This is a genomic window from Mesorhizobium sp. GW821-FHT07A06, assembly GCF_059419085.1.
In genome coordinates this window covers 260,343-277,323 of the sequence record NZ_JBWKRC010000005.1, presented here as the reverse complement: position 1 = coordinate 277,323, position 16,981 = coordinate 260,343, and the positions used below count along the sequence as shown (strand labels likewise).

Annotated in this window: 23 protein-coding genes and 1 other RNA gene; 12 read left to right on the top strand and 12 right to left on the bottom strand. The window is 62.9% G+C overall.

Going from position 1 to position 16,981, the window contains the following annotated elements; genetic code table 11:
• The first annotated feature begins 171 nt into the window (after positions 1-171).
• Positions 172-1,656 (top strand): carboxypeptidase M32, encoded by a 1,485-nt coding sequence (locus AC07SZ_RS18435; protein WP_494915345.1) that lies wholly within the window; start codon positions 172-174, stop codon positions 1,654-1,656.
• Positions 1,657-1,852: 196 nt separating this feature from the next.
• Here AC07SZ_RS18435 and AC07SZ_RS18430 read toward each other — a convergent pair whose 3' ends face one another.
• Complete coding sequence (locus AC07SZ_RS18430; protein ID WP_494915344.1) at positions 1,853-3,652, bottom strand: ABC transporter transmembrane domain-containing protein; 1,800 nt, start codon at positions 3,650-3,652, stop codon at positions 1,853-1,855.
• Positions 3,653-3,858: 206 nt separating this feature from the next.
• Here AC07SZ_RS18430 and rpmE point away from each other — a divergent pair, with 206 nt between their 5' ends.
• Complete coding sequence (rpmE, locus tag AC07SZ_RS18425; RefSeq protein WP_010912060.1) at positions 3,859-4,080, top strand: 50S ribosomal protein L31; 222 nt, start codon at positions 3,859-3,861, stop codon at positions 4,078-4,080.
• Positions 4,081-4,227: 147 nt separating this feature from the next.
• Here the strand turns inward: rpmE and AC07SZ_RS18420 are convergent, their stop codons facing one another.
• Positions 4,228-4,857, bottom strand: coding sequence for a TetR/AcrR family transcriptional regulator (locus tag AC07SZ_RS18420; RefSeq protein WP_494915342.1), 630 nt, complete (start codon positions 4,855-4,857; stop codon positions 4,228-4,230).
• A gap of 125 nt (positions 4,858-4,982) precedes the next feature.
• On the opposite strand from AC07SZ_RS18420, the gene AC07SZ_RS18415 reads away from it, so the two are divergent.
• Positions 4,983-5,810, top strand: coding sequence for an NAD(P)H-binding protein (locus tag AC07SZ_RS18415; RefSeq protein ID WP_494915341.1), 828 nt, complete (start codon positions 4,983-4,985; stop codon positions 5,808-5,810).
• Position 5,811: 1 nt separating this feature from the next.
• Complete coding sequence (locus tag AC07SZ_RS18410) at positions 5,812-6,288, top strand: anthrone oxygenase family protein (RefSeq protein ID WP_494915339.1); 477 nt, start codon at positions 5,812-5,814, stop codon at positions 6,286-6,288.
• Between the two features lie 102 nt (positions 6,289-6,390).
• On the opposite strand, the gene AC07SZ_RS18405 is transcribed toward AC07SZ_RS18410, so the two are convergent.
• The 3 genes from AC07SZ_RS18405 to AC07SZ_RS18395 all read right to left on the bottom strand — a co-directional run bounded on the left by AC07SZ_RS18405 (position 6,391) and on the right by AC07SZ_RS18395 (position 8,047).
• Entirely contained in the window at positions 6,391-6,717 is a 327-nt protein-coding gene (locus AC07SZ_RS18405) for an Rdx family protein (RefSeq protein WP_494915338.1), read from the bottom strand.
• Between the two features lie 52 nt (positions 6,718-6,769).
• Entirely contained in the window at positions 6,770-7,519 is a 750-nt protein-coding gene (locus AC07SZ_RS18400) for a YebC/PmpR family DNA-binding transcriptional regulator (protein WP_172371904.1), read from the bottom strand.
• 204 nt (positions 7,520-7,723) lie between these two features.
• The gene (locus AC07SZ_RS18395; RefSeq protein WP_056575352.1) at positions 7,724-8,047 is read right to left on the bottom strand and encodes an ArsR/SmtB family transcription factor; all 324 of its coding nucleotides are present in this window, start codon (positions 8,045-8,047) and stop codon (positions 7,724-7,726) included.
• Positions 8,048-8,098: 51 nt separating this feature from the next.
• On the opposite strand from AC07SZ_RS18395, the gene AC07SZ_RS18390 reads away from it, so the two are divergent.
• The 4 genes from AC07SZ_RS18390 to AC07SZ_RS18375 are packed head-to-tail and all read left to right on the top strand — an operon-like array spanning position 8,099 to position 9,903.
• Positions 8,099-8,581, top strand: coding sequence for an SRPBCC domain-containing protein (locus AC07SZ_RS18390; RefSeq protein WP_494915336.1), 483 nt, complete (start codon positions 8,099-8,101; stop codon positions 8,579-8,581).
• A 23-nt stretch (positions 8,582-8,604) separates the two neighbouring features.
• Positions 8,605-8,997: a VOC family protein gene (locus AC07SZ_RS18385; protein ID WP_081295069.1), complete on the top strand. Its 393-nt coding sequence runs from the start codon at positions 8,605-8,607 to the stop codon at positions 8,995-8,997.
• 50 nt (positions 8,998-9,047) lie between these two features.
• Positions 9,048-9,410, top strand: a complete 363-nt coding sequence (locus AC07SZ_RS18380; protein WP_494915335.1) for a hypothetical protein — start codon at positions 9,048-9,050, stop codon at positions 9,408-9,410.
• A 25-nt stretch (positions 9,411-9,435) separates the two neighbouring features.
• The gene (locus AC07SZ_RS18375) at positions 9,436-9,903 is read left to right on the top strand and encodes an SRPBCC family protein (RefSeq protein ID WP_494915333.1); all 468 of its coding nucleotides are present in this window, start codon (positions 9,436-9,438) and stop codon (positions 9,901-9,903) included.
• A gap of 20 nt (positions 9,904-9,923) precedes the next feature.
• Here the strand turns inward: AC07SZ_RS18375 and AC07SZ_RS18370 are convergent, their stop codons facing one another.
• From AC07SZ_RS18370 to ssrS, 4 genes are all read right to left on the bottom strand, one after another.
• A complete protein-coding gene (locus AC07SZ_RS18370) occupies positions 9,924-10,691 on the bottom strand; it encodes a TerC family protein (protein WP_056575337.1) in 768 nt (255 codons plus the stop codon).
• Positions 10,692-10,761: 70 nt separating this feature from the next.
• A complete protein-coding gene (locus AC07SZ_RS18365; RefSeq protein ID WP_056575335.1) occupies positions 10,762-11,586 on the bottom strand; it encodes a TIGR00282 family metallophosphoesterase in 825 nt (274 codons plus the stop codon).
• 70 nt (positions 11,587-11,656) lie between these two features.
• Positions 11,657-12,244 carry a 5-formyltetrahydrofolate cyclo-ligase gene (locus AC07SZ_RS18360; protein ID WP_172371902.1) on the bottom strand — a complete coding sequence of 196 codons (588 nt, stop codon included), beginning with the start codon at positions 12,242-12,244 and terminating at the stop codon, positions 11,657-11,659.
• Between the two features lie 95 nt (positions 12,245-12,339).
• A non-coding RNA gene (gene ssrS, locus AC07SZ_RS18355) (6S RNA) lies at positions 12,340-12,495 on the bottom strand.
• Between the two features lie 145 nt (positions 12,496-12,640).
• Here ssrS and AC07SZ_RS18350 point away from each other — a divergent pair.
• The 4 genes from AC07SZ_RS18350 (at position 12,641) to msrB (ending at position 15,723) form a co-directional block, all read left to right on the top strand.
• Entirely contained in the window at positions 12,641-13,480 is an 840-nt protein-coding gene (locus AC07SZ_RS18350) for an AAA family ATPase (RefSeq protein WP_056575328.1), read from the top strand.
• Between the two features lie 91 nt (positions 13,481-13,571).
• The gene (locus tag AC07SZ_RS18345) at positions 13,572-14,018 is read left to right on the top strand and encodes a GNAT family N-acetyltransferase (protein WP_494915332.1); all 447 of its coding nucleotides are present in this window, start codon (positions 13,572-13,574) and stop codon (positions 14,016-14,018) included.
• A gap of 7 nt (positions 14,019-14,025) precedes the next feature.
• On the top strand, positions 14,026-15,216 hold the full coding sequence (locus AC07SZ_RS18340; protein WP_494915330.1) for a vWA domain-containing protein: 1,191 nt from the start codon (positions 14,026-14,028) through the stop codon (positions 15,214-15,216).
• Positions 15,217-15,318: 102 nt separating this feature from the next.
• On the top strand, positions 15,319-15,723 hold the full coding sequence (msrB, locus tag AC07SZ_RS18335) for a peptide-methionine (R)-S-oxide reductase MsrB (protein WP_056575320.1): 405 nt from the start codon (positions 15,319-15,321) through the stop codon (positions 15,721-15,723).
• 71 nt (positions 15,724-15,794) lie between these two features.
• Here the strand turns inward: msrB and AC07SZ_RS18330 are convergent, their stop codons facing one another.
• The 3 genes from AC07SZ_RS18330 to AC07SZ_RS18320 form a co-directional block, all read right to left on the bottom strand.
• Positions 15,795-16,103 (bottom strand): hypothetical protein, encoded by a 309-nt coding sequence (locus AC07SZ_RS18330; protein WP_056575317.1) that lies wholly within the window; start codon positions 16,101-16,103, stop codon positions 15,795-15,797.
• 7 nt (positions 16,104-16,110) lie between these two features.
• Positions 16,111-16,551 carry a hypothetical protein gene (locus AC07SZ_RS18325; RefSeq protein ID WP_172371896.1) on the bottom strand — a complete coding sequence of 147 codons (441 nt, stop codon included), beginning with the start codon at positions 16,549-16,551 and terminating at the stop codon, positions 16,111-16,113.
• Between the two features lie 147 nt (positions 16,552-16,698).
• Positions 16,699-16,959 (bottom strand): DUF2312 domain-containing protein, encoded by a 261-nt coding sequence (locus tag AC07SZ_RS18320; protein ID WP_027053014.1) that lies wholly within the window; start codon positions 16,957-16,959, stop codon positions 16,699-16,701.
• Between the last annotated feature and the right edge of the window lie 22 nt (positions 16,960-16,981).

The following is a 16,981-nucleotide window of genomic DNA, read 5'->3' as shown; positions in this document are numbered from 1 at the left end:
CGGTATCCAGAGCAATTCCAGCAAAGGCGCGCAGCGCTTTCCCCGGGGAATTGCATCAAAGCAATGAGTCGGTGCAGGGTGCCGTTTCCGTGAAACGCTGAACCGCTCCGAGGGTTGCCAACGCTTTTGCGTTGGTGTCTTTTCGCGCCGTCCTCAATCACGGAATCCGCCATGTCCTTTCAGAAACTCGACGACCTCGGCCACAAGCTCGAAGCGCTTGAGCATGCGCTGGCCATCCTCGGCGCCGACGAAGCGACACATATGGCCGTCGGCGGCGGTGAGAAGCGTGCGGAGGCAATGGCGGCGCTGGCCGGCATGTACCACACCAGGGCGACCGCACCGGAGATATCGGACTGGATCGCCGCCGCGGAAGGCGAGGCGCTCGACGACGAGCAGCGCGCGGCGCTCGGCGAACTGCGGCGGCAGTATACCAACCTGACCTGCCTGCCTGTCGAATTCGTCGAACGCCAGACGACGGCGCGCATGCGTTGCGAGCAGCTATGGCGCGACCTGCGCGCCAAGAACGATTGGGCGGGCTTCCAGCCTGCGCTCGAGGGTGTCGTGGCGCTGGTGCGCGAAGAGGCGGCTCTGCGCTCCGACGTGCTCGGCCTCGCCCCCTACGATGCGCTGATGGAGCAATTCGACCCCGGCAACCGCACCGCGGACATCACCCCTGTCTTCGCCGACCTGAAAGCCTTCCTCAAGGGATTCGTACCGGAGGCACTGGCGATCCAGGAGGCGCGGCTGCGCAAGCATCCGCTGAAGCCGCTTTCGGGTACCTATGCGATCGACAAGCAGCGCGAACTCGGCCTTGCCATGATGGCTGCGGTCGGTTTCGACCTGACGCACGGCTCGCTGTCGGTGTCGCACCATCCCTTCTGCGGCGGCGTGCCCAGCGACGTGCGCATCACCACCCGCTACAAGACGTCCGATTTCCTGTCGGCGCTGATGGGTGTGCTGCACGAGACCGGCCATGCGCTCTATGAACAGAACCTGCCGAAAGCATGGTCGCATTGGCCGCTGGGCAAGGCGCGCGGCATGGCCGTGCACGAAAGCCAGAGCCTCTTCGTCGAAAAGCAGATCGGCCGCAATCCCGCCTTCTGGCGCTGGGCGCTGCCGGTGGTGGAGAAGCATCTCGGCGAGGCCTGGTCGCTCGACGACCTTCTACCGCATGTGCATCGCGTCGAGCGCGGCCTGATCCGCGTCGACGCCGACGAGGTGACCTATCCCCTGCATGTCATCCTGCGCTACGAACTGGAGCAGGAGCTGGTCTCGGGCAGGCTGGAGGTGGCTGATCTTCCCGAAGCGTGGGACGCCAAGATGCGCGACTATCTCGGCCTTTCCACCATCGACAATCCGGCCGACGGGCCGATGCAGGACGTGCATTGGCCGGGCGCGGCCTTCGGCTACTTCCCGTCCTACACGCTGGGCGCGATGATGGCGGCGCAGCAATGGGCCGCGCTGACCAGGGAACACCCCTCCGCCGATGACGACCTGGCGAAAGGGAATTTCGCCGCCATCAACGACTGGCGCCGCGATAAGATATGGTCACAGGGGTCGCGCTGGTCGACACCGGACCTGCTCGAGCGCGCTACCGGCGAAAAGCTCAACGCCGTGTATTTCGTCAATCACTTGAAGCAGCGCTACGGCGGATGAAATCCGCCACCGCCATCCGGTTTCGGTGATTGGCGACAAGCGCCGGCGAACAGCAAGGCGACGAGGTATTCGCCGTCCGGCCACCGGGCTTCCACGTCTTGCGGGATCGCCTCGCTTTTCCATCACTGGTGGTATCCGGCGGTTGCTGCAAGACGCTCCGATCATGCGGGCGAACTGACCGCCATGCCGGAAATGCCTACTCCGCCGCGCCCCTGAAGGCGCTGGCGCCGGTCTCGAACTGCAGCTTGGCCAGCCTGGCATAGATGCCGCCCTTGGCGACAAGGCTCTGATGCGTGCCTTCCTCGACGATTCGGCCGCCATCCATGACGAGGATCCTGTCGGCCTTCAGCACCGTTGCCAGCCGGTGGGCGATGACGATTGTGGTGCGGCCCTGCATCAGCCGCTCCAGCGCCGTCTGCACCAGCGTCTCGCTTTCGGCGTCGAGCGCCGAGGTCGCTTCGTCGAGCAGCAGGATCGGCGCGTCGCGCAGGATGGCGCGGGCGATCGCCACGCGCTGGCGCTGGCCGCCGGACAGCGTCACGCCGCGCTCGCCGACCTGGCTGTCATAGCCATTTTCGAGCTTGAGGATGAATTCGTCGGCCAGCGCGTCCTTCGCGGCCGCCTCGATCTCGGCATTGCCGGCGCCCGGCCGGCCGAAGCCGATATTGTCGCGCGCGCTCGCCGCGAAAATGGTGACGTCCTGCGGCACGATGGCGATGCGCTCGCGCACCGAAACCGGATCGGCTTCGCGCACGTCGACGCCATCGATCAGGATCTTGCCGGTCTCTGGATCGTAGAAACGCAGGATCAGCGAAAACACCGTGCTCTTGCCGGCCCCGGAGGGACCGACGATGGCCACCGTCTCGCCGGGCATGACCTGAAAACTCAAGCCATGGACGGCGGCGCGGTCTGGCCTTGCCGGATAGGAGAAGGAGACGTCGTCGAAGACGATCGCGCCCTTGGCGATCGACGGCAGCGGCTTCGGATCGGCCGGCGCCTGGATCGCCGGCTTCTCGGCGAGGATTTCGGTCAGCCGTTCGGCGGCGCCAGCAGCCTGAGCCAGTTCGCCCCAGACCTCCGACAGCGCGCCGAGCGCACCGGCGGCGAACACCGAATAGAGCAGGAACTGGCCGAGCGTGCCTGGCGACAGATTGCCGTCGAGCACATCGCGCGAGCCGAACCACAGCACTGCCACGACAGACGAGAAGATGGTGAAAATGGCAAAGAAGGTGAGGAAGGAGCGTGCGAAGATCGAGGCGCGTGCAGCCTCGAAAGCAGCCTCCACCGCGCCCGAAAACCGCCCGGTGACCAGTTTCTCATTGGTGAAGGCCTGCAGCGTGCGCACCGCGCCGATCTGCTCGCTGGCATAGGCTGTCGCCTCGGCAAGCGTATCCTGCGCCTGCCTTGATTTGCGCCGCACCGAGCGGCCGAAGGCGACCAGGGGCAGCACGATGATGGGAATGGCTGCGATGACCAGGCCGGACAGTTTTGGGCTGGTGATGACCATCATTCCCACCGCGCCGAGGCCGAGGATGACGTTGCGCAGCGCGACCGAGGCGGTCGCGCCGACCGCCGATTTGACCTGCGTGGTATCGGCGGCGAGCCGCGACACGATCTCGCCCGACTGCGCGGTGTCGAAAAAGGCAGGCGACAGCGTCGTCACATGGGCAAAGACATCGCGCCTGATATCGGCAACGACGCGTTCACCCAGCGTGATGACGAAATAATAACGGCAGGCCGATGCCGCCGCCAGCATGGCGGCCATCGCCACCAGCGCGGCAAAGTATTCGGCAATGAAGGTGGTGCTGGAGGACGAGAAGCCGTGGTCGATCATGCGCCGTACGGCCAGCGGCAGCGCCAATGTCGTTGCCGCGGCGACGGCCAGCGAGATGAGGGCGCCGACGACCAGCGTGCGATATTGCGTGATATAGGGGAACAGGCGTCGGAGCGGCTTGAGCGAGCGTCGGCGCTCGTCTGCGCTGCTTGATTGCGCCATCTCGGTGTTTCCTCTAGCCGCTTCAGCTCTAGGCGTCGCAATATGCGCTTGCCGCGGCCTTGTGATTCAATTCCGCCTGATGTATAGGCTCGCCGACCGTTTTAGAAGCCGTGGCTCCTCAATAGCTGCGGCTTCGAGTTTTAAAAAGAGGCGCATCGACGCAGGCTTATGCCCGTCAGCCGCGCCGGCAAGCCAGGAACCGAGCCATGAAGAGCGCTATCCATCCCGACTACCACACCATCAAGGTCGTCATGACCGACGGCACCGAATACACGACCCGTTCGACCTGGGGCAAGGAAGGCGATACGATGAACCTCGATATCGACCCGACCACCCACCCGGCCTGGACCGGCGGCCAGCAGACCCTGCTCGACCGCGGCGGCCGCCTGTCGAAGTTCAAGAAGCGCTTCGAAGGTTTCGGCCTCTAAGCCGGACAAGCCCTTGCAGATCAAAGACCCGCCTTCGTGGCGGGTTTTTTGTTGACCAGTGCTCTCTTCTCCCCGTCACTATGCGGGGAGAAGGACGCAGTCGCAGGCGGTTTCGCTACCGATGCGGCAGAAACGCCAAAGTCGTCTCTACTCAGCCAGCAATTCCCGCAGCGCCATGCGCTTGTAGGCTGTGACCAGCCTGTCGCCCTCCTGTCGGTCGACGGAGATGGCCAGCCGTACCGCGGCCTCGCCCATTTGCCAAACCAGAAACGCCGTGGTTTCCAGGGCGACAGGGTCGGCGCCGGGACGTAGCCGTTTCAACACCGCGACAAGGAACTCCGCATTGGCCCGGCTGTCGGCGAGTTCGAGCTGGCGCAGCGCCTTGTCGGCTTGCGTGCCCGACCAGATGTCGCGCATCACCGGCTCGGCCAGGAACAGTCCGTAATAGATATCGACCAGATCGGAGAAAGCCCGTCGCAGGCCTTCGGCATCGCCTACATTGGCGAGTGCCGCTGAAATGCAGGCCTGGCTCTCGGCCGTGTAGCGCTCGGCCAGCGCCCAGATGATCGCCCGCTTGTCGGGAAAGAACTGGTAGAGCGAGCCGATCGACACCCCTGCCCGCTCCGCCACCTCGCCCATGCGCATGGCATCGCTGCCTTGCTCGGTGATCAGCGCCGAGGCTGCGGCCAGCATGCGTTCCACCCGCTCGCGGCTGCGCTGCTGGCTTGGCGCCCGCCGTGGCGAAGCGATCTGCTCGTTGGCCGGCGTGCCTTCCATGGACTGTCTCCAATAACGCATTCGGCACAATCGCCGGGGAAATGGCTTGACTCGCAAAATACGAGGGTTTATCACGTTTTGCAAATGTGAGGATTACTCATGTTTTAAAACGGAGGAAAACCACCATGACCGACACCAAACCAATCCTGATCCTCGGCGGCACCGGCAAGACCGGCCGCCGTCTTGCCGAGCGGCTGAAGGCGCGGGGCATTCCGGTACGGATCGGCTCCCGTTCCGGCACGCCGCGCTTCGATTGGGAAGCTCCGGCAAGCTGGGCTCCCGCACTTGAGGACGTCAGCGCGGTCTACATCAGCTACTATCCCGACATTGCCGTGCCGGGTGCTGCCGAAGTGATCGGTGCCTTCACCCGCCTTGCCGTGGGGCATGGCGTCCGCCGGTTGGTGCTGTTGTCGGGCCGCGGCGAAACGGAAGCCCAGCGCGCCGAAGAGATGCTGAAGGCTTCCGGGGCCGACTGGACGATCCTGCGCTGCGCCTGGTTCTCGCAGAATTTCAGCGAAGGCTTTCTCGTCGAGCCGTTGCTGGCGGGCGAGGTGGCACTGCCGGTCGGACCTGTCGGCGAACCCTTTGTAGACGTCGACGACATCGCCGACGCCGCCGAAGTTGTGCTGACCCAGCCCGGTCATATCGGTCAGCTCTATGAGCTCACGGGGCCGCGGCTTTTGAGCTTCGCCGAAGCGGTCGCCGAAATTGCCAAGGCGGCGGGACGCGATATCCGCTTTGTCAGAATCTCGCATGACGAGTTCACGAACGCCGTCGCCTCGCATGGACTGCCACCCGAATTCGTCTGGCTGCTCGATGAGCTGTTCACCCAGGTGCTCGACGGCCGCAACGAATCGCTCACCGACGGCGTCCAGCGCGTGCTTGGCCGGCCACCCAAAGACTTCTCCGCCTACGCAAGCGAAACCGCCGCTAGCCGAATCTGGAGCAACTGAGATGACCAAGCTTCTGCCCGCTCTCACCATCATTGCCGCGATCGGCTCGGGCCTCGTCGCCGGCGTATTCTTCGCCTTCTCCAATTTCGTCATGGCGGCGCTTGCCCGGCTGCCCGTCCCACAAGGCATCGCGGCGATGAACTCGATCAACGTCACGGTGATCACGCCGACTTTCATGACGGCGCTTTTCGGTACCGGCCTGCTCTGTCTGGTGCTTGTCGCCGCCGCCATCATGGGCTGGAGCCAGTCCGGCTCGTACTGGCTGCTTGCCGGCGCGGTGATCTACCTGATCGGCAACCCGATCGTGACCATGGTCTTCAACGTGCCGCTCAACGATGCGCTCGCCGCCGTCGACCCGGCCAGCAGCAACGGCGCCGCCGTGTGGGCTAACCATCTGAGCCAATGGGTGATGTGGAACCACGTCCGCACCGTCACCGCCATCGTGGCGATGGCCTGCTTTATCTTCGCGTTGCTCTAGAAAGCAATTCCAGGAAAAGTGTAGGCGGTTTTCCCGGGAGAGCGCCCAGCGCTTTCCCTTGGGAATTGCGTCAAACAAGGCAGTCGATGAAACGAAAAGACTTCAGGCGGGGTCTTTTTGCGCGTGCCCTTTTGACGTGTGGCCTTTGCGATCGGAATGACCGAGATCGCGATCCGGGTCGATCACGTCGCGCACCAGCTGCTTGAGCTTTGCCGCATCGGGAAAGCCGCCGTCGCGCTTGCGGTCCCAGACCAGCACGTCGTTGCAGGAGACGGTGAAGATCCCGCCGGTGCCGGGCACCAGCGTCACCTCGCCGAGGTCGGTGCCGAAGGTGGAGAGCAGCTCCTGCGCCATCCAGCCAGCGCGCAGCAGCCACTGGCACTGCGTGCAATAGGTGATGCGGATGGCGGGCAACGGCTTCTCGCTCATATCGGATTGAGCTCCGCTCATATCGGATTGAGCTCTGCTCATATCCCGCCGATCACGCCGCGCTGAGCTTGGCCAAGGTCTCGTCGTCGACCTCGAAATTGGCGTAGACGCTTTGCACGTCGTCGTCGTCTTCAAGTGTGGCGACCAGCTTCATCAGCGACTGTGCACGTTCCTCGTCGACCGGGACATTGGTCTGAGGCTGCCAGATCAGCTTCACCGATTCCGCCTCGCCGAGCGCGGTTTCCAGCGCTTTCGACACCTCGCCGAGATTCTCGAAGGCGCAATAGATCGTGTGGCCTTCCTCGTCCGATTCGACGTCGTCGGCGCCGGCTTCGATCGCCGCTTCCATGACCGTGTCGGCGCTGCCGGCCGATGCCGGATAGTAGATCTCGCCGACACGGTCCCACATGAAGGATACCGAGCCGGTTTCGCCCATCGCGCCGCCGGCCTTGGTGAAGGCGGCGCGCACATTCGACGCCGAGCGGTTGCGGTTGTCGGTCAAGGCCTCGACGATGACGGCGACGCCACCCGGGCCATAGCCTTCATAGCGCACAGCCTCGTAGTTCTCGGCATCGCCCATCGAGGCCTTGTTGATGGCGCGCTGGATATTGTCCTTCGGCATCGACACGGCCTTGGCGTTCTGGATCGCCAGCCGCAGGCGTGGATTCATCGATGGATCGGGCGTGCCGCTCTTGGCGGCAACGGTTATTTCGCGCGCCAGCTTGGAAAACATTTTCGACCGCACCGCGTCCTGACGGCCCTTGCGGTGCATGATGTTCTTGAACTGTGAATGGCCAGCCATGGCACCCCTGTCGTCTTCTCGGCTAGAGCATCCTGCAGCCAGGTGGATCACCTTGCCCTTCGCAACAATGCTCGAATTCAAAATTTCAGAGCGTCCCAGGTGCAACCCACGGAAGCACGGCGTTCTCTGTCGGAATGGCCGGCTTATAGATAAATCGGCTCAATTCGTCCAGCGCGCCGTGTTGCGGCGATCCCCTGCAACGCGTTATGCCTCCAGATCGGACTTCAGCCGGTCGATGATGCTGAGCGCATGGCCGGCATACTGACTGATCCAGCGGTCATGGATCTGCTTGATGGGCAGGGAATTGAGGTGGTTCCAGCGTTCGCGACCGTCGCGGCGCGCCACGATCAGCTCCGCCTCCTCCAGCACCTTGAGATGCAGCATGACGGTGCAGCGGTCGATGTCGGGAAAAGCATCGCACAGCATGCCGGTGGTCTTCGGCTCGTCCTTCAGCTGGTCCAGCATTTCGCGCCGGCGCGGATGCGCCAGCGCCTTGAAAACATTGTCGTCTTGCGATCGGCTTGACATGTTATATTTCTATAACATATCCTCGAACCTATCAAGCAAGGAGCTGTGGATATGTCCCTTGGATTTCGGGTTTCAGGACGCATTGGCAGGCCGGTCGCCGAAGTCTTCGACGCGGTCGTCAATCCGAAGAAGCTGAGCGGCTATTTCACCACCATCGGCGGCGCCAGCGCGCCGCTGGAAACCGGTATTGGCGTCGTCTGGTGGGGCAAGGTGCCGGTCGAGGTCGACGAGGTGGTCAAGGACAGCCGCATCGTGCTGCGCTGGGACGCCACCGATACCGACGGCAAGCCGGCCTACAAGACCCGCATCGAGATGAATTTCGAGCCGCTGGATGATGGCGGCACCTTCGTCACCATTGCCGAGAGCGGCTGGCGGGAAGGCGCGGTCGGCCTGAAGAAATCCTACCTCAACTGCGAGGGCTGGTCGCAGATGCTGGCCTGCATGAAGGCGTATGTCGAATACGGCATCAATCTGCGTGACGGCTATTACCGCAGCGAGATGAAGGGCGAACCCGCCAACGAGACCAATGTCTGAGCAGGCAAAGAAGGAGGCCCGTGATGATCAGAGTAACACCGTTCCTGATGTTCGAGGGCAAGGCCGAAGAGGCAATGACCCTCTATTGCGAGACCATTCCCGGCAGCAGCGTCGTTGACGTCACGCGCTATGGAGCCGGCGAGGACGGCCCGCAAGGAATGCTCAAACTGGCGCGCGTCTCCATCGCCGGCCTGGAGGTCACGGTCTACAACAGCCCCGTGCATCACGCCTTCACGTTCACGCCTTCGGTTTCGCTGTATGTGGATTGTTCCTCGGAGCAGGAATTGAACGCCATTGTCGAGGTCCTGGCAAAGGATGGCGGATTCCTTATGCCGCCGGACAATTACGGATTCAGCCGCCGGTTCGCCTGGCTGAACGACCGGTTCGGCGTCTCCTGGCAGATCAATCTGCCATAACCGCCTTAGGGCCGAGGGGACCGGCAGCACCTGAACACACGGAGCCAGCAATGACCCCAAGGATAACCGGCGGCATCAACATCGCCATGAAAGTGCCGCCTCATCAGTTCGAGGCAACGGTCGCCTTTTACCGCGACGTCATCGGCCTGAAGCCGTTCACCGCCAAGGCACCCGCCATCGGCTTCGAGCTCGGCTCTGTCAGGCTGTGGATCGACGAGGCGCCGATGCTGAGCCAGGCCGAGGTGTGGCTGGAACTTTTCACCGACGATTTTGCCGCCGCCGCCGCGCACCTCGCCGGAGCCGGCGTCGTGCGTTGCGATGCCATCGAACCGTTGGGGCAGGCTTTCCGTGGTGGCTGGATCACCAATCCCGCCAACATTATTCACATGGTGCGTGAACCCGATGCCTGGTGAGCACCGAGCTTGAAAGGAAATCACCATGGACATTCATGACACGCCAACGGCCGAAGCAGGCATGCTGATCCGGCGACCGGTCGCCGAAGTCTTCGAGGCTATCGTCGATCCGGCCATCACCACCAAATTCTGGTTCACCCACGGCAGCGGCCGGCTGGACAGCAGCAAGGAGGTTCGCTGGGAATGGCGCATGTATGGCGTCTCGACGACAGTCCATGTCAGCGAGATCGTCCGGGACGAGAAAATCGTCATGACATGGAGCGACCCGCCGACCACGGTGGTCTGGACGTTCATCGCGATGCCTGACGAAGCGACCTTTCTGGAGGTCCATAACTTCGGTTTTGCCGGCACGGGCGACGAACAGGTGAAAGAAGCGATCGGCTCGACCGGCGGCTTCACACTGGTGCTGGCTGGCGCCAAGGCCTGGCTGGAGCAGGGCCTGACGCTGGGCCTGATCGGCGACCGTCATCCGAAGGGTGCGCCGGGACATTAGCCCGTCCCGGCGCGCCAGCCTCAATGCCCGTCGCCGGATTTCGCTTTCTTGCGCCGCCGTGCCAGCATGTTGAGCCCCTCGACCAGCGCCGAGAAACCCATCGCCGCGTAGATGTAGCCCTTCGGCACATGGTAGCCCATGCCATCGGCGATCAGTGTCATGCCGATCATCAACAGGAAGCCCAGCGCCAGCATGACGATGCTGGGGTTGCGGGCGATGAAATTGGCCAGCGGCCCCGCCGCCAGCATCATCACGGTGACGGCCACGATCACCGCGATGTACATGATGGCGATCTCGTCGGTCATGCCGACGGCGGTGATGATGGAATCGATCGAGAAGACCAGATCGAGCAGCAGGATCTGGAAGATGGCGCCGGCCAGCGAGATCTTGAGCGTCTCGCCCAGCATCGTGTCCTGATGGTCGTCCGGGTCGACGGTATGATGGATTTCCTTTGTCGCCTTCCACACCAGGAACAGGCCGCCGGCGATCAGGATAAGGTCGCGCCAGGAGAAGCCATGGTCGAATGCGGTGAACACCGGCGTCGTCAGCTGGACGATGACCGAAATAGTGGCCAGCAGCACCAACCGCATGACCAGTGCCGCCGATATGCCGAGCCGGCGGGCGCGGGCCCGTTGCGCTTCCGGCAGCTTGTTGGTGAGGATCGAGATGAAGATCAGATTGTCGATGCCGAGCACGATCTCGAGCACCACCAGGGTCAGCAACGCGACCCAGGCCGTTGGATCGGATACAAAGTGAAAATGCGGCGCCAGGAACTCAATGAGCTGCATGGAGGTCGTCCCCTCTACGATCTAGAGCAGTGTCGCCGGCAGTTAGGTACTACAAACCTCTATATCAATGTCACGACCAGAAAGACGGAGCCGTTTCTTCAAGTCTTGGCCCGCGACGAAACGGCGCGATCTTTTCTGTCAGGCCCGTACGGTCGGAAATAGTCACGCCGACACCGCACAATGTTGCAGGTCCAGTCGCAGCCTCGAACCGGCCTTTCGGCACTTTCGACAGGAACCGGTTGAGCGGCTCCTCCTTGTCCATGCCGAGCGAGGAATCATAATCGCCGCACATGCCGGCGTCGGAAATGTAACCCGTGCCGCCGTTGAGGATCTGATGATCGCCGGTCGGCTGGTGGGTATGGGTGCCGACGACGAGGCTGGCGCGGCCGTCGACGAAATGCGCGAAGCACATCTTCTCCGAGGTCGCTTCGGCGTGGAAGTCGATGACCACCGCATCGGCCTGCTCGCCGAGCGGACAGGCGGCAAGCTCGCGCTCGCCAGCCTGGAACGGATCGTCGAGCTCCGGATGCATGAACACCCGGCCCATGATGTTGGCGACCAAGACCCTGGCCCCGCTCCTGGCGATATAGACGCCGGATCCGCGCCCCGGCGTGCCCCTGGGAAAATTGGAGGGGCGCAGGAAGCGCTCTTCGCGCGGCGCGAAGGCGAGCGCGTCGCGCTGGTCCCAGACATGGTTGCCCGTGGTCACGACATCGGCGCCGGCCGCGATCGTCTCGCGAAAGATCTCCTCGGTGATGCCGAAACCGCCGGCGGCGTTCTCACCATTGACGATGACAAAGTCGAGTTTGAAATCCGAGATCAGGCCAGGCAGTTGTTCCCACACCGCCGTGCGTCCCGTTTTTCCAACCATGTCTCCGAGGAAGAGAAGTCTCATATGATCCCGCACCGAAAGTCAGCGAAGCAAAAGCTGCATGACATCCGCGAAAAGATCATGCCTCCATTATCTACAATTTCGGCGCGAAGCGGCGCAACCCGTTCTCTGTGAGTATTTCCGGGATGACGACGTCGTGAGGCTCATCCGGAACCTGCGGAACTTCCTGGCAGTCGAAGGCGATGCCGATCAGACGGGGCGTGTGCCCCTTGTCGACGAGCTTCGCGATGGCGCGGTCGTAGTAGCCGGCGCCATAGCCGATGCGGTGGCCGCGCGCATCGAACGCGGCGAGTGGCACAAGCATCACTTCGGGATCAAGCACCTCGGCCTCTTCATGGGGCCCAACCGTGCCGAAGCCCATGTCCACCATCGGCGCGCCGCGAACCAGCTCGCGAAAGACGATCGTGGTCTTGTCGAGAATGGCCGGCAGGCAAAGTCTCGCGCCCTTTTCGCGCAAGGCGAACATCAACGGCCTGACGTCGACTTCCGAACGCATCGGCCAGAAGCCGGATACGATCTGGCCGGGCTCGATAGCGAGATGATCGCGCGCCGTCTCGGCCATTTCGAGCGCTGCCTCGACCCGCCAGAATTCATCGAGCGCGTCGCGGCGTCCAAGCGCTTCGCGCCGCAGCTGTTTTTTCAGGTCTTTGAGAGATGTCATGCGCGGACGATAGAAAAGGCCGGATAGGGATGGCGTTTTAGGAGCGACGTTTTCTACCGCACCATCCACCGGAACGCATGGGCGCATGCGGGAAGTGACGATCCACGCAACCGGTGGAGAGAGCGATCCCGGGAACCTACAAAGTAGGTGGGCGCCGTGTGAGAAAACCCACGGGTCTTCCCAGGGACAGCTCCCTAAGGATCGTTAAGGCCCCGGGGAAAATGTTCTCCTGCCGGGAAGCGCAGACCGTCACATCCAATATAGGCCGATGGTCCCCTAAGCGCCAGAGAGCTGCCACTCTTTCCGTGCCGGGCTCGCGACGTCGCATCGCCGCCCCACTCTTGCGCAGGCCGAGCCGCCTCCTTACGGTCGCCCGGAATGAACGAAGGAGCAAAAATGCGTTTCGAAGGCACGGCGGCCTATGTCGCCGACAAGGACCTGATGGTGGCCGTCAACGCGGCGATCGCGCTGGAACGGCCCCTGCTGGTCAAGGGCGAGCCCGGCACCGGCAAGACCGAGCTTGCCCGCCAGGTGGCATCAGCCCTCGGCCTCGACCTCATCGAATGGCACGTCAAATCGACGACGCGGGCGCAGCAGGGTCTTTACGAGTACGACGCCGTGTCGCGGCTGCGCGACAGCCAGCTCGGCGATGCCAGGTTCAACGACATCAAGAACTACATCAAGCGCGGCAAGCTGTGGGAAGCGTTCGCGGCCGGCAAGAAGGTCGTGCTTTTGATCGACGAGATCGACAAGGCCGACATCGAATTCCCCAACGACCTTCTGCAGGAACTCGATCGCATGGAGTTCTTCGTCTACGAGACCGGCGAGACCATACGCGCCGCCGTCCGCCCCATCGTCATCATCACCTCCAACAACGAGAAGGAGCTGCCAGACGCCTTCCTGCGCCGCTGCTTCTTCCATTACATCCGCTTTCCCGACGTCGACACGCTGCACAGGATTGTCGACGTCCACTATCCCGGCATCAAGCAGAACCTGGTGCGGGCGGCCCTCACCCAGTTCTACGAGATCCGCGAGGTACCGGGGCTGAAGAAGAAGCCTTCGACCTCCGAGGCGCTCGACTGGATCCGCCTGCTGGTCGCCGACGACATCGCGCCCGAGGACTTGCGCGCCGACCCCAAGAACGCGCTGCCCAAACTGCATGGCGCGCTGCTGAAGAACGAACAGGACGTCCATCTGTTCGAGCGGCTGGCCTTCATGGCCAGAAGGCAGCAATAGGCAGGCCGCGACAGCGCTTTTCCCTGCTGTGGACCGTTGCTGCCGGCAGGACAGGAAGGCAGCTTCGGCCAGAACCCTTCGGAGGAATGAAATGTCTGAGATTATCGTCCGCCCGCTCGCGCAGTCCGACCACGCCGACTGGAAGCGCCTGTGGACCGACTACCTCACCTTCTACGAAACCAAGCTGCCGGAAGAAGTCTACGCCGTCACCTGGAAGCGGCTGTTCACGGCAGGCGAATTCGAGCCGAAGGGTTTTATCGCCACGCTCGACGGCAAGGCGGTCGGCCTCACCCACTATCTCTACCACCGCTCAGGCTGGTCGGAGAAAAACAACTGCTATCTGCAGGACCTGTTCGCCGACCCGGACGTGCGCGGCAAGGGCGTCGGTGCGGCGCTTATCAAGGCGGTGAAGGACGCGGCGGAAAAAATCGGCGTCAAGAATGTCTACTGGATGACGCACGAAACCAACACCACCGCGCGCAAGCTCTATGACCATGTCGCGCGTCGCACCGGCTTCATCGAGTATGATCTGCTATAGATAGAAGATGTTCATCCCCTTCTTTCTTGAGCTGAAGGCAGCGCGTGTTCCCGTTTCGCTGCGGGAATATCTGTCGCTGCTGGAAGGATTGGAAGCCGGGCTGGTCGACTATGACATCGAGGGTTTTTATTACCTTGCCCGCGCCGCTCTGGTGAAGGACGAGCGCCATATCGACCGCTTCGACCAGGTGTTCGCGCATGTCTTCAAGGGCATCGAGGCGCTGGGCGGACCGGATGCGGTCGACGTCGCCAATATTCCCGAGGAATGGCTGCGCCGACTCGCCGAAAAACACCTGACCGAAGAAGAGAAAAAGCTGGTCGAGGCGCTCGGCGGCTTCGAAAAGTTGATGGAGACCTTGAGGCAAAGGCTCGAGGAGCAGAAGGGCCGCCACCAGGGCGGCTCGAAATGGATCGGCACCGGCGGCACCTCACCTTTCGGCGCCTACGGCTATAATCCCGAAGGCGTGCGCATCGGCCAGCACGAAAGCCGCAACCGCCGCGCCGTGAAGGTGTGGGACAAGCGCGAGTTCCGGAATTTCGACGATGCCGTGGAACTCGGCACCCGCAACATCAAGATCGCGCTGAAGCGGCTGCGCCGCTGGGTGCGCGACGGCGCCGAGGAGGAATTCGACCTGCCCGGCACCATCCACGCCACCGCCGAGCACGGCTATCTCGACGTGCAGACGCGGCCCGAGCGGCGCAATGCCGTGAAACTGCTGATGTTCTTCGATGTCGGCGGCTCGATGGACGACCATATCAAGAGCGTGGAGGTGCTGTTTTCGGCGGCACGAGCCGAATTCCGCCAGCTCGAATATTTCTATTTCCACAACTGCCTCTACGAAGGCGTGTGGAAGGACAACCGGCGCCGCCATGCCGAGGTGATTTCGACCTTGGACCTGCTCCACAAATACGGTCCGGACTACAAGGTGATCGTCGTCGGCGACGCCTCGATGAGCCCCTATGAAATCGCCCACCCGGGCGGTTCGGTCGAGCACTGGAACCCGGAGGCCGGAGCCGTCTGGCTCGGCCGCCTGCTGCAGCAATGGCCGAACGCGGTATGGCTCAATCCGGAGAACCAGAAGAACTGGGGCTACACCCATTCGATCGCGATGATCCGCGACATCTTCGGCGGCCGCATGTTCCCGCTGACGCTGGCCGGGCTTGAAGCCGCGACGAAGCAGCTTTCTCGGAAACATTGATCTTGTCGAAAGTCCGCCGCTGGGCGAACCTGTAACAAATGCCTATGTTGATGCGGATATGAGCTGCAACCAATAACGAGCCGCCAAGGCTGAGGAGATCAAATGGACACCCACACCTACCCTGTCACCCGCACCGATGCCGAATGGCGCGCCCGGTTGACGCCGGAGCAGTATGCGGTCATGCGCAACCACGGCACCGAGCGTCCCGGAAGCTGTGCCCTTCTCCACGAGAAGCGCGCCGGCACCTTCTTCTGCGTCGGATGCGACCAGCCGCTGTTCGAATCCAAGCTGAAGTTCGAAAGCGGCACCGGCTGGCCGAGTTTCAACGACCCGGTACCGGGTTCGATCGAGACCACGGTCGACCGCAGCTACGGCATGGTCCGCACCGAATGCCACTGTGCTCGCTGCGGCAGCCATCTCGGCCATGTCTTCGAGGACGGCCCGCCGCCGACCGGCCTGCGCTACTGCATCAACGGCGTGGCGCTGACCTTCGAGCCCGCGGCCTGAACGATATCCTGCAGCTTTCGGCAAGGGCGGCTTCGGCCGCCCTTTTCGTACGCGCTCAACTGACTATCGCCTCAGACGACAACCGTCGCGATCAGCCAGAGCGCCGAGCCCAGCATCATCAACAATGCCTTGGCGCCTGATGTCTCGGCCGTCCGCCAGACCGCGATGGTGAGAAAGATGTTGTAGGGCACCGGTGCGAAATGCACCGCCAGCACGAGGCCGAGCGGCATCTTCAGCCCCAGCAGGATCAGCGCTGCCGCGGACGATGAAATGCTGATCCCCGTCCCGACCATCAGCATGTCGCGCCAGAACAGCCGGTCGATCGGCACCTGGCCAAGCCAACGCGAGCGGAAGAAGGACCTGACGCCGTCCTGGGACACCGGCGCCCTACCCCTGCCCGAGCACTTCGGCGACGGCGCGCTCGACACGCGAGCATTCGGTCACCAGCCAGTCGGTCATCGCCGGCCAGTTATCCTCGGCAAAGCAATTGACCCGCCACATCGAATTGATGCCGAGGCCCTCGCAGCTTTGTTCCGGCCGGAGCTTCAGCCTGGCTTCGATCGCCGGTTGGAACGGCTTCAGCCGTGACCAGCTGTGCGTCGCGCCGAACTTCTCGTTGCGGCCGAAGAAGACGCCGACATGGTTCTGCGCCGGCGCGACATACATGGAAATGACCAGGGCGAAGTCGGGCAACCCGCGCTGCCAGAACCAGGGCCCGCGCCGTGCCAGCCGGGCTCTTTCTTCCGGATGCCGCTCAGCGAACAGCGTCCAGAAGCCGCGATGGCGGAATTCCGAGGCGCGGCGGCCGCCGAAGTCGAATTCGCTCATGGTTCAAACCATATCTCCTGCAGGCGCATCGGGCTCCGGGCGGCCAAAGCAATTCCAGGAAACGTGTGAAACGCTTTCCCCTGGGAATTGCGTCGACAAAGAGATAGGGCAGTTCGCCGTTTCCGCGAAACGGAGAACGCTCTGGTCCTACTCCATGCCGAGCGCGGCCATGTACAGATCGAGGATGGCGTCCTCTTCCTGGCGTTCGGCCTGGTCCTTCTTGCGCAGACGGATGATGGTGCGTATCGCCTTGGTGTCGAAGCCGGTGCCCTTGGCTTCCGCGAACACTTCCTTGATGTCGTCGGCGATCGTCTTCTTTTCTTCCTCGAGCCGCTCGATGCGCTCGATGAGGGCACGCAGCTGGCCGGCGGCAACAGTCTGGCTGGTCTCGGTGATATCGTCGGCCATGTTCTTCTCCAAGGATTGTTTC

What these genes read in the sequence shown, in the direction of transcription:
- AC07SZ_RS18420 (WP_494915342.1), bottom strand. Translation starts at nt 4,857, where the DNA reads ATGGAAGGCACGCCGGCCAACGAGCAGATCGCTTCGCCACGGCGGGCG.
- AC07SZ_RS18415 (WP_494915341.1), top strand. Translation starts at nt 4,983, where the DNA reads ATGACCGACACCAAACCAATCCTGATCCTCGGCGGCACCGGCAAGACC.
- AC07SZ_RS18400 (WP_172371904.1), bottom strand. Translation starts at nt 7,519, where the DNA reads ATGGCTGGCCATTCACAGTTCAAGAACATCATGCACCGCAAGGGCCGT.
- AC07SZ_RS18370 (WP_056575337.1), bottom strand. Translation starts at nt 10,691, where the DNA reads ATGCAGCTCATTGAGTTCCTGGCGCCGCATTTTCACTTTGTATCCGAT.
- AC07SZ_RS18375 (WP_494915333.1), top strand. Translation starts at nt 9,436, where the DNA reads ATGGACATTCATGACACGCCAACGGCCGAAGCAGGCATGCTGATCCGG.
- AC07SZ_RS18380 (WP_494915335.1), top strand. Translation starts at nt 9,048, where the DNA reads ATGACCCCAAGGATAACCGGCGGCATCAACATCGCCATGAAAGTGCCG.
- AC07SZ_RS18410 (WP_494915339.1), top strand. Translation starts at nt 5,812, where the DNA reads ATGACCAAGCTTCTGCCCGCTCTCACCATCATTGCCGCGATCGGCTCG.
- AC07SZ_RS18395 (WP_056575352.1), bottom strand. Translation starts at nt 8,047, where the DNA reads ATGTCAAGCCGATCGCAAGACGACAATGTTTTCAAGGCGCTGGCGCAT.
- rpmE (WP_010912060.1), top strand. Translation starts at nt 3,859, where the DNA reads ATGAAGAGCGCTATCCATCCCGACTACCACACCATCAAGGTCGTCATG.
- AC07SZ_RS18320 (WP_027053014.1), bottom strand. Translation starts at nt 16,959, where the DNA reads ATGGCCGACGATATCACCGAGACCAGCCAGACTGTTGCCGCCGGCCAG.
- AC07SZ_RS18325 (WP_172371896.1), bottom strand. Translation starts at nt 16,551, where the DNA reads ATGAGCGAATTCGACTTCGGCGGCCGCCGCGCCTCGGAATTCCGCCAT.
- AC07SZ_RS18385 (WP_081295069.1), top strand. Translation starts at nt 8,605, where the DNA reads ATGATCAGAGTAACACCGTTCCTGATGTTCGAGGGCAAGGCCGAAGAG.
- AC07SZ_RS18430 (WP_494915344.1), bottom strand. Translation starts at nt 3,652, where the DNA reads ATGGCGCAATCAAGCAGCGCAGACGAGCGCCGACGCTCGCTCAAGCCG.
- AC07SZ_RS18390 (WP_494915336.1), top strand. Translation starts at nt 8,099, where the DNA reads ATGTCCCTTGGATTTCGGGTTTCAGGACGCATTGGCAGGCCGGTCGCC.
- AC07SZ_RS18340 (WP_494915330.1), top strand. Translation starts at nt 14,026, where the DNA reads ATGTTCATCCCCTTCTTTCTTGAGCTGAAGGCAGCGCGTGTTCCCGTT.
- msrB (WP_056575320.1), top strand. Translation starts at nt 15,319, where the DNA reads ATGGACACCCACACCTACCCTGTCACCCGCACCGATGCCGAATGGCGC.
- AC07SZ_RS18345 (WP_494915332.1), top strand. Translation starts at nt 13,572, where the DNA reads ATGTCTGAGATTATCGTCCGCCCGCTCGCGCAGTCCGACCACGCCGAC.
- AC07SZ_RS18360 (WP_172371902.1), bottom strand. Translation starts at nt 12,244, where the DNA reads ATGACATCTCTCAAAGACCTGAAAAAACAGCTGCGGCGCGAAGCGCTT.
- AC07SZ_RS18405 (WP_494915338.1), bottom strand. Translation starts at nt 6,717, where the DNA reads ATGAGCGAGAAGCCGTTGCCCGCCATCCGCATCACCTATTGCACGCAG.
- AC07SZ_RS18350 (WP_056575328.1), top strand. Translation starts at nt 12,641, where the DNA reads ATGCGTTTCGAAGGCACGGCGGCCTATGTCGCCGACAAGGACCTGATG.
- AC07SZ_RS18435 (WP_494915345.1), top strand. Translation starts at nt 172, where the DNA reads ATGTCCTTTCAGAAACTCGACGACCTCGGCCACAAGCTCGAAGCGCTT.
- AC07SZ_RS18365 (WP_056575335.1), bottom strand. Translation starts at nt 11,586, where the DNA reads ATGAGACTTCTCTTCCTCGGAGACATGGTTGGAAAAACGGGACGCACG.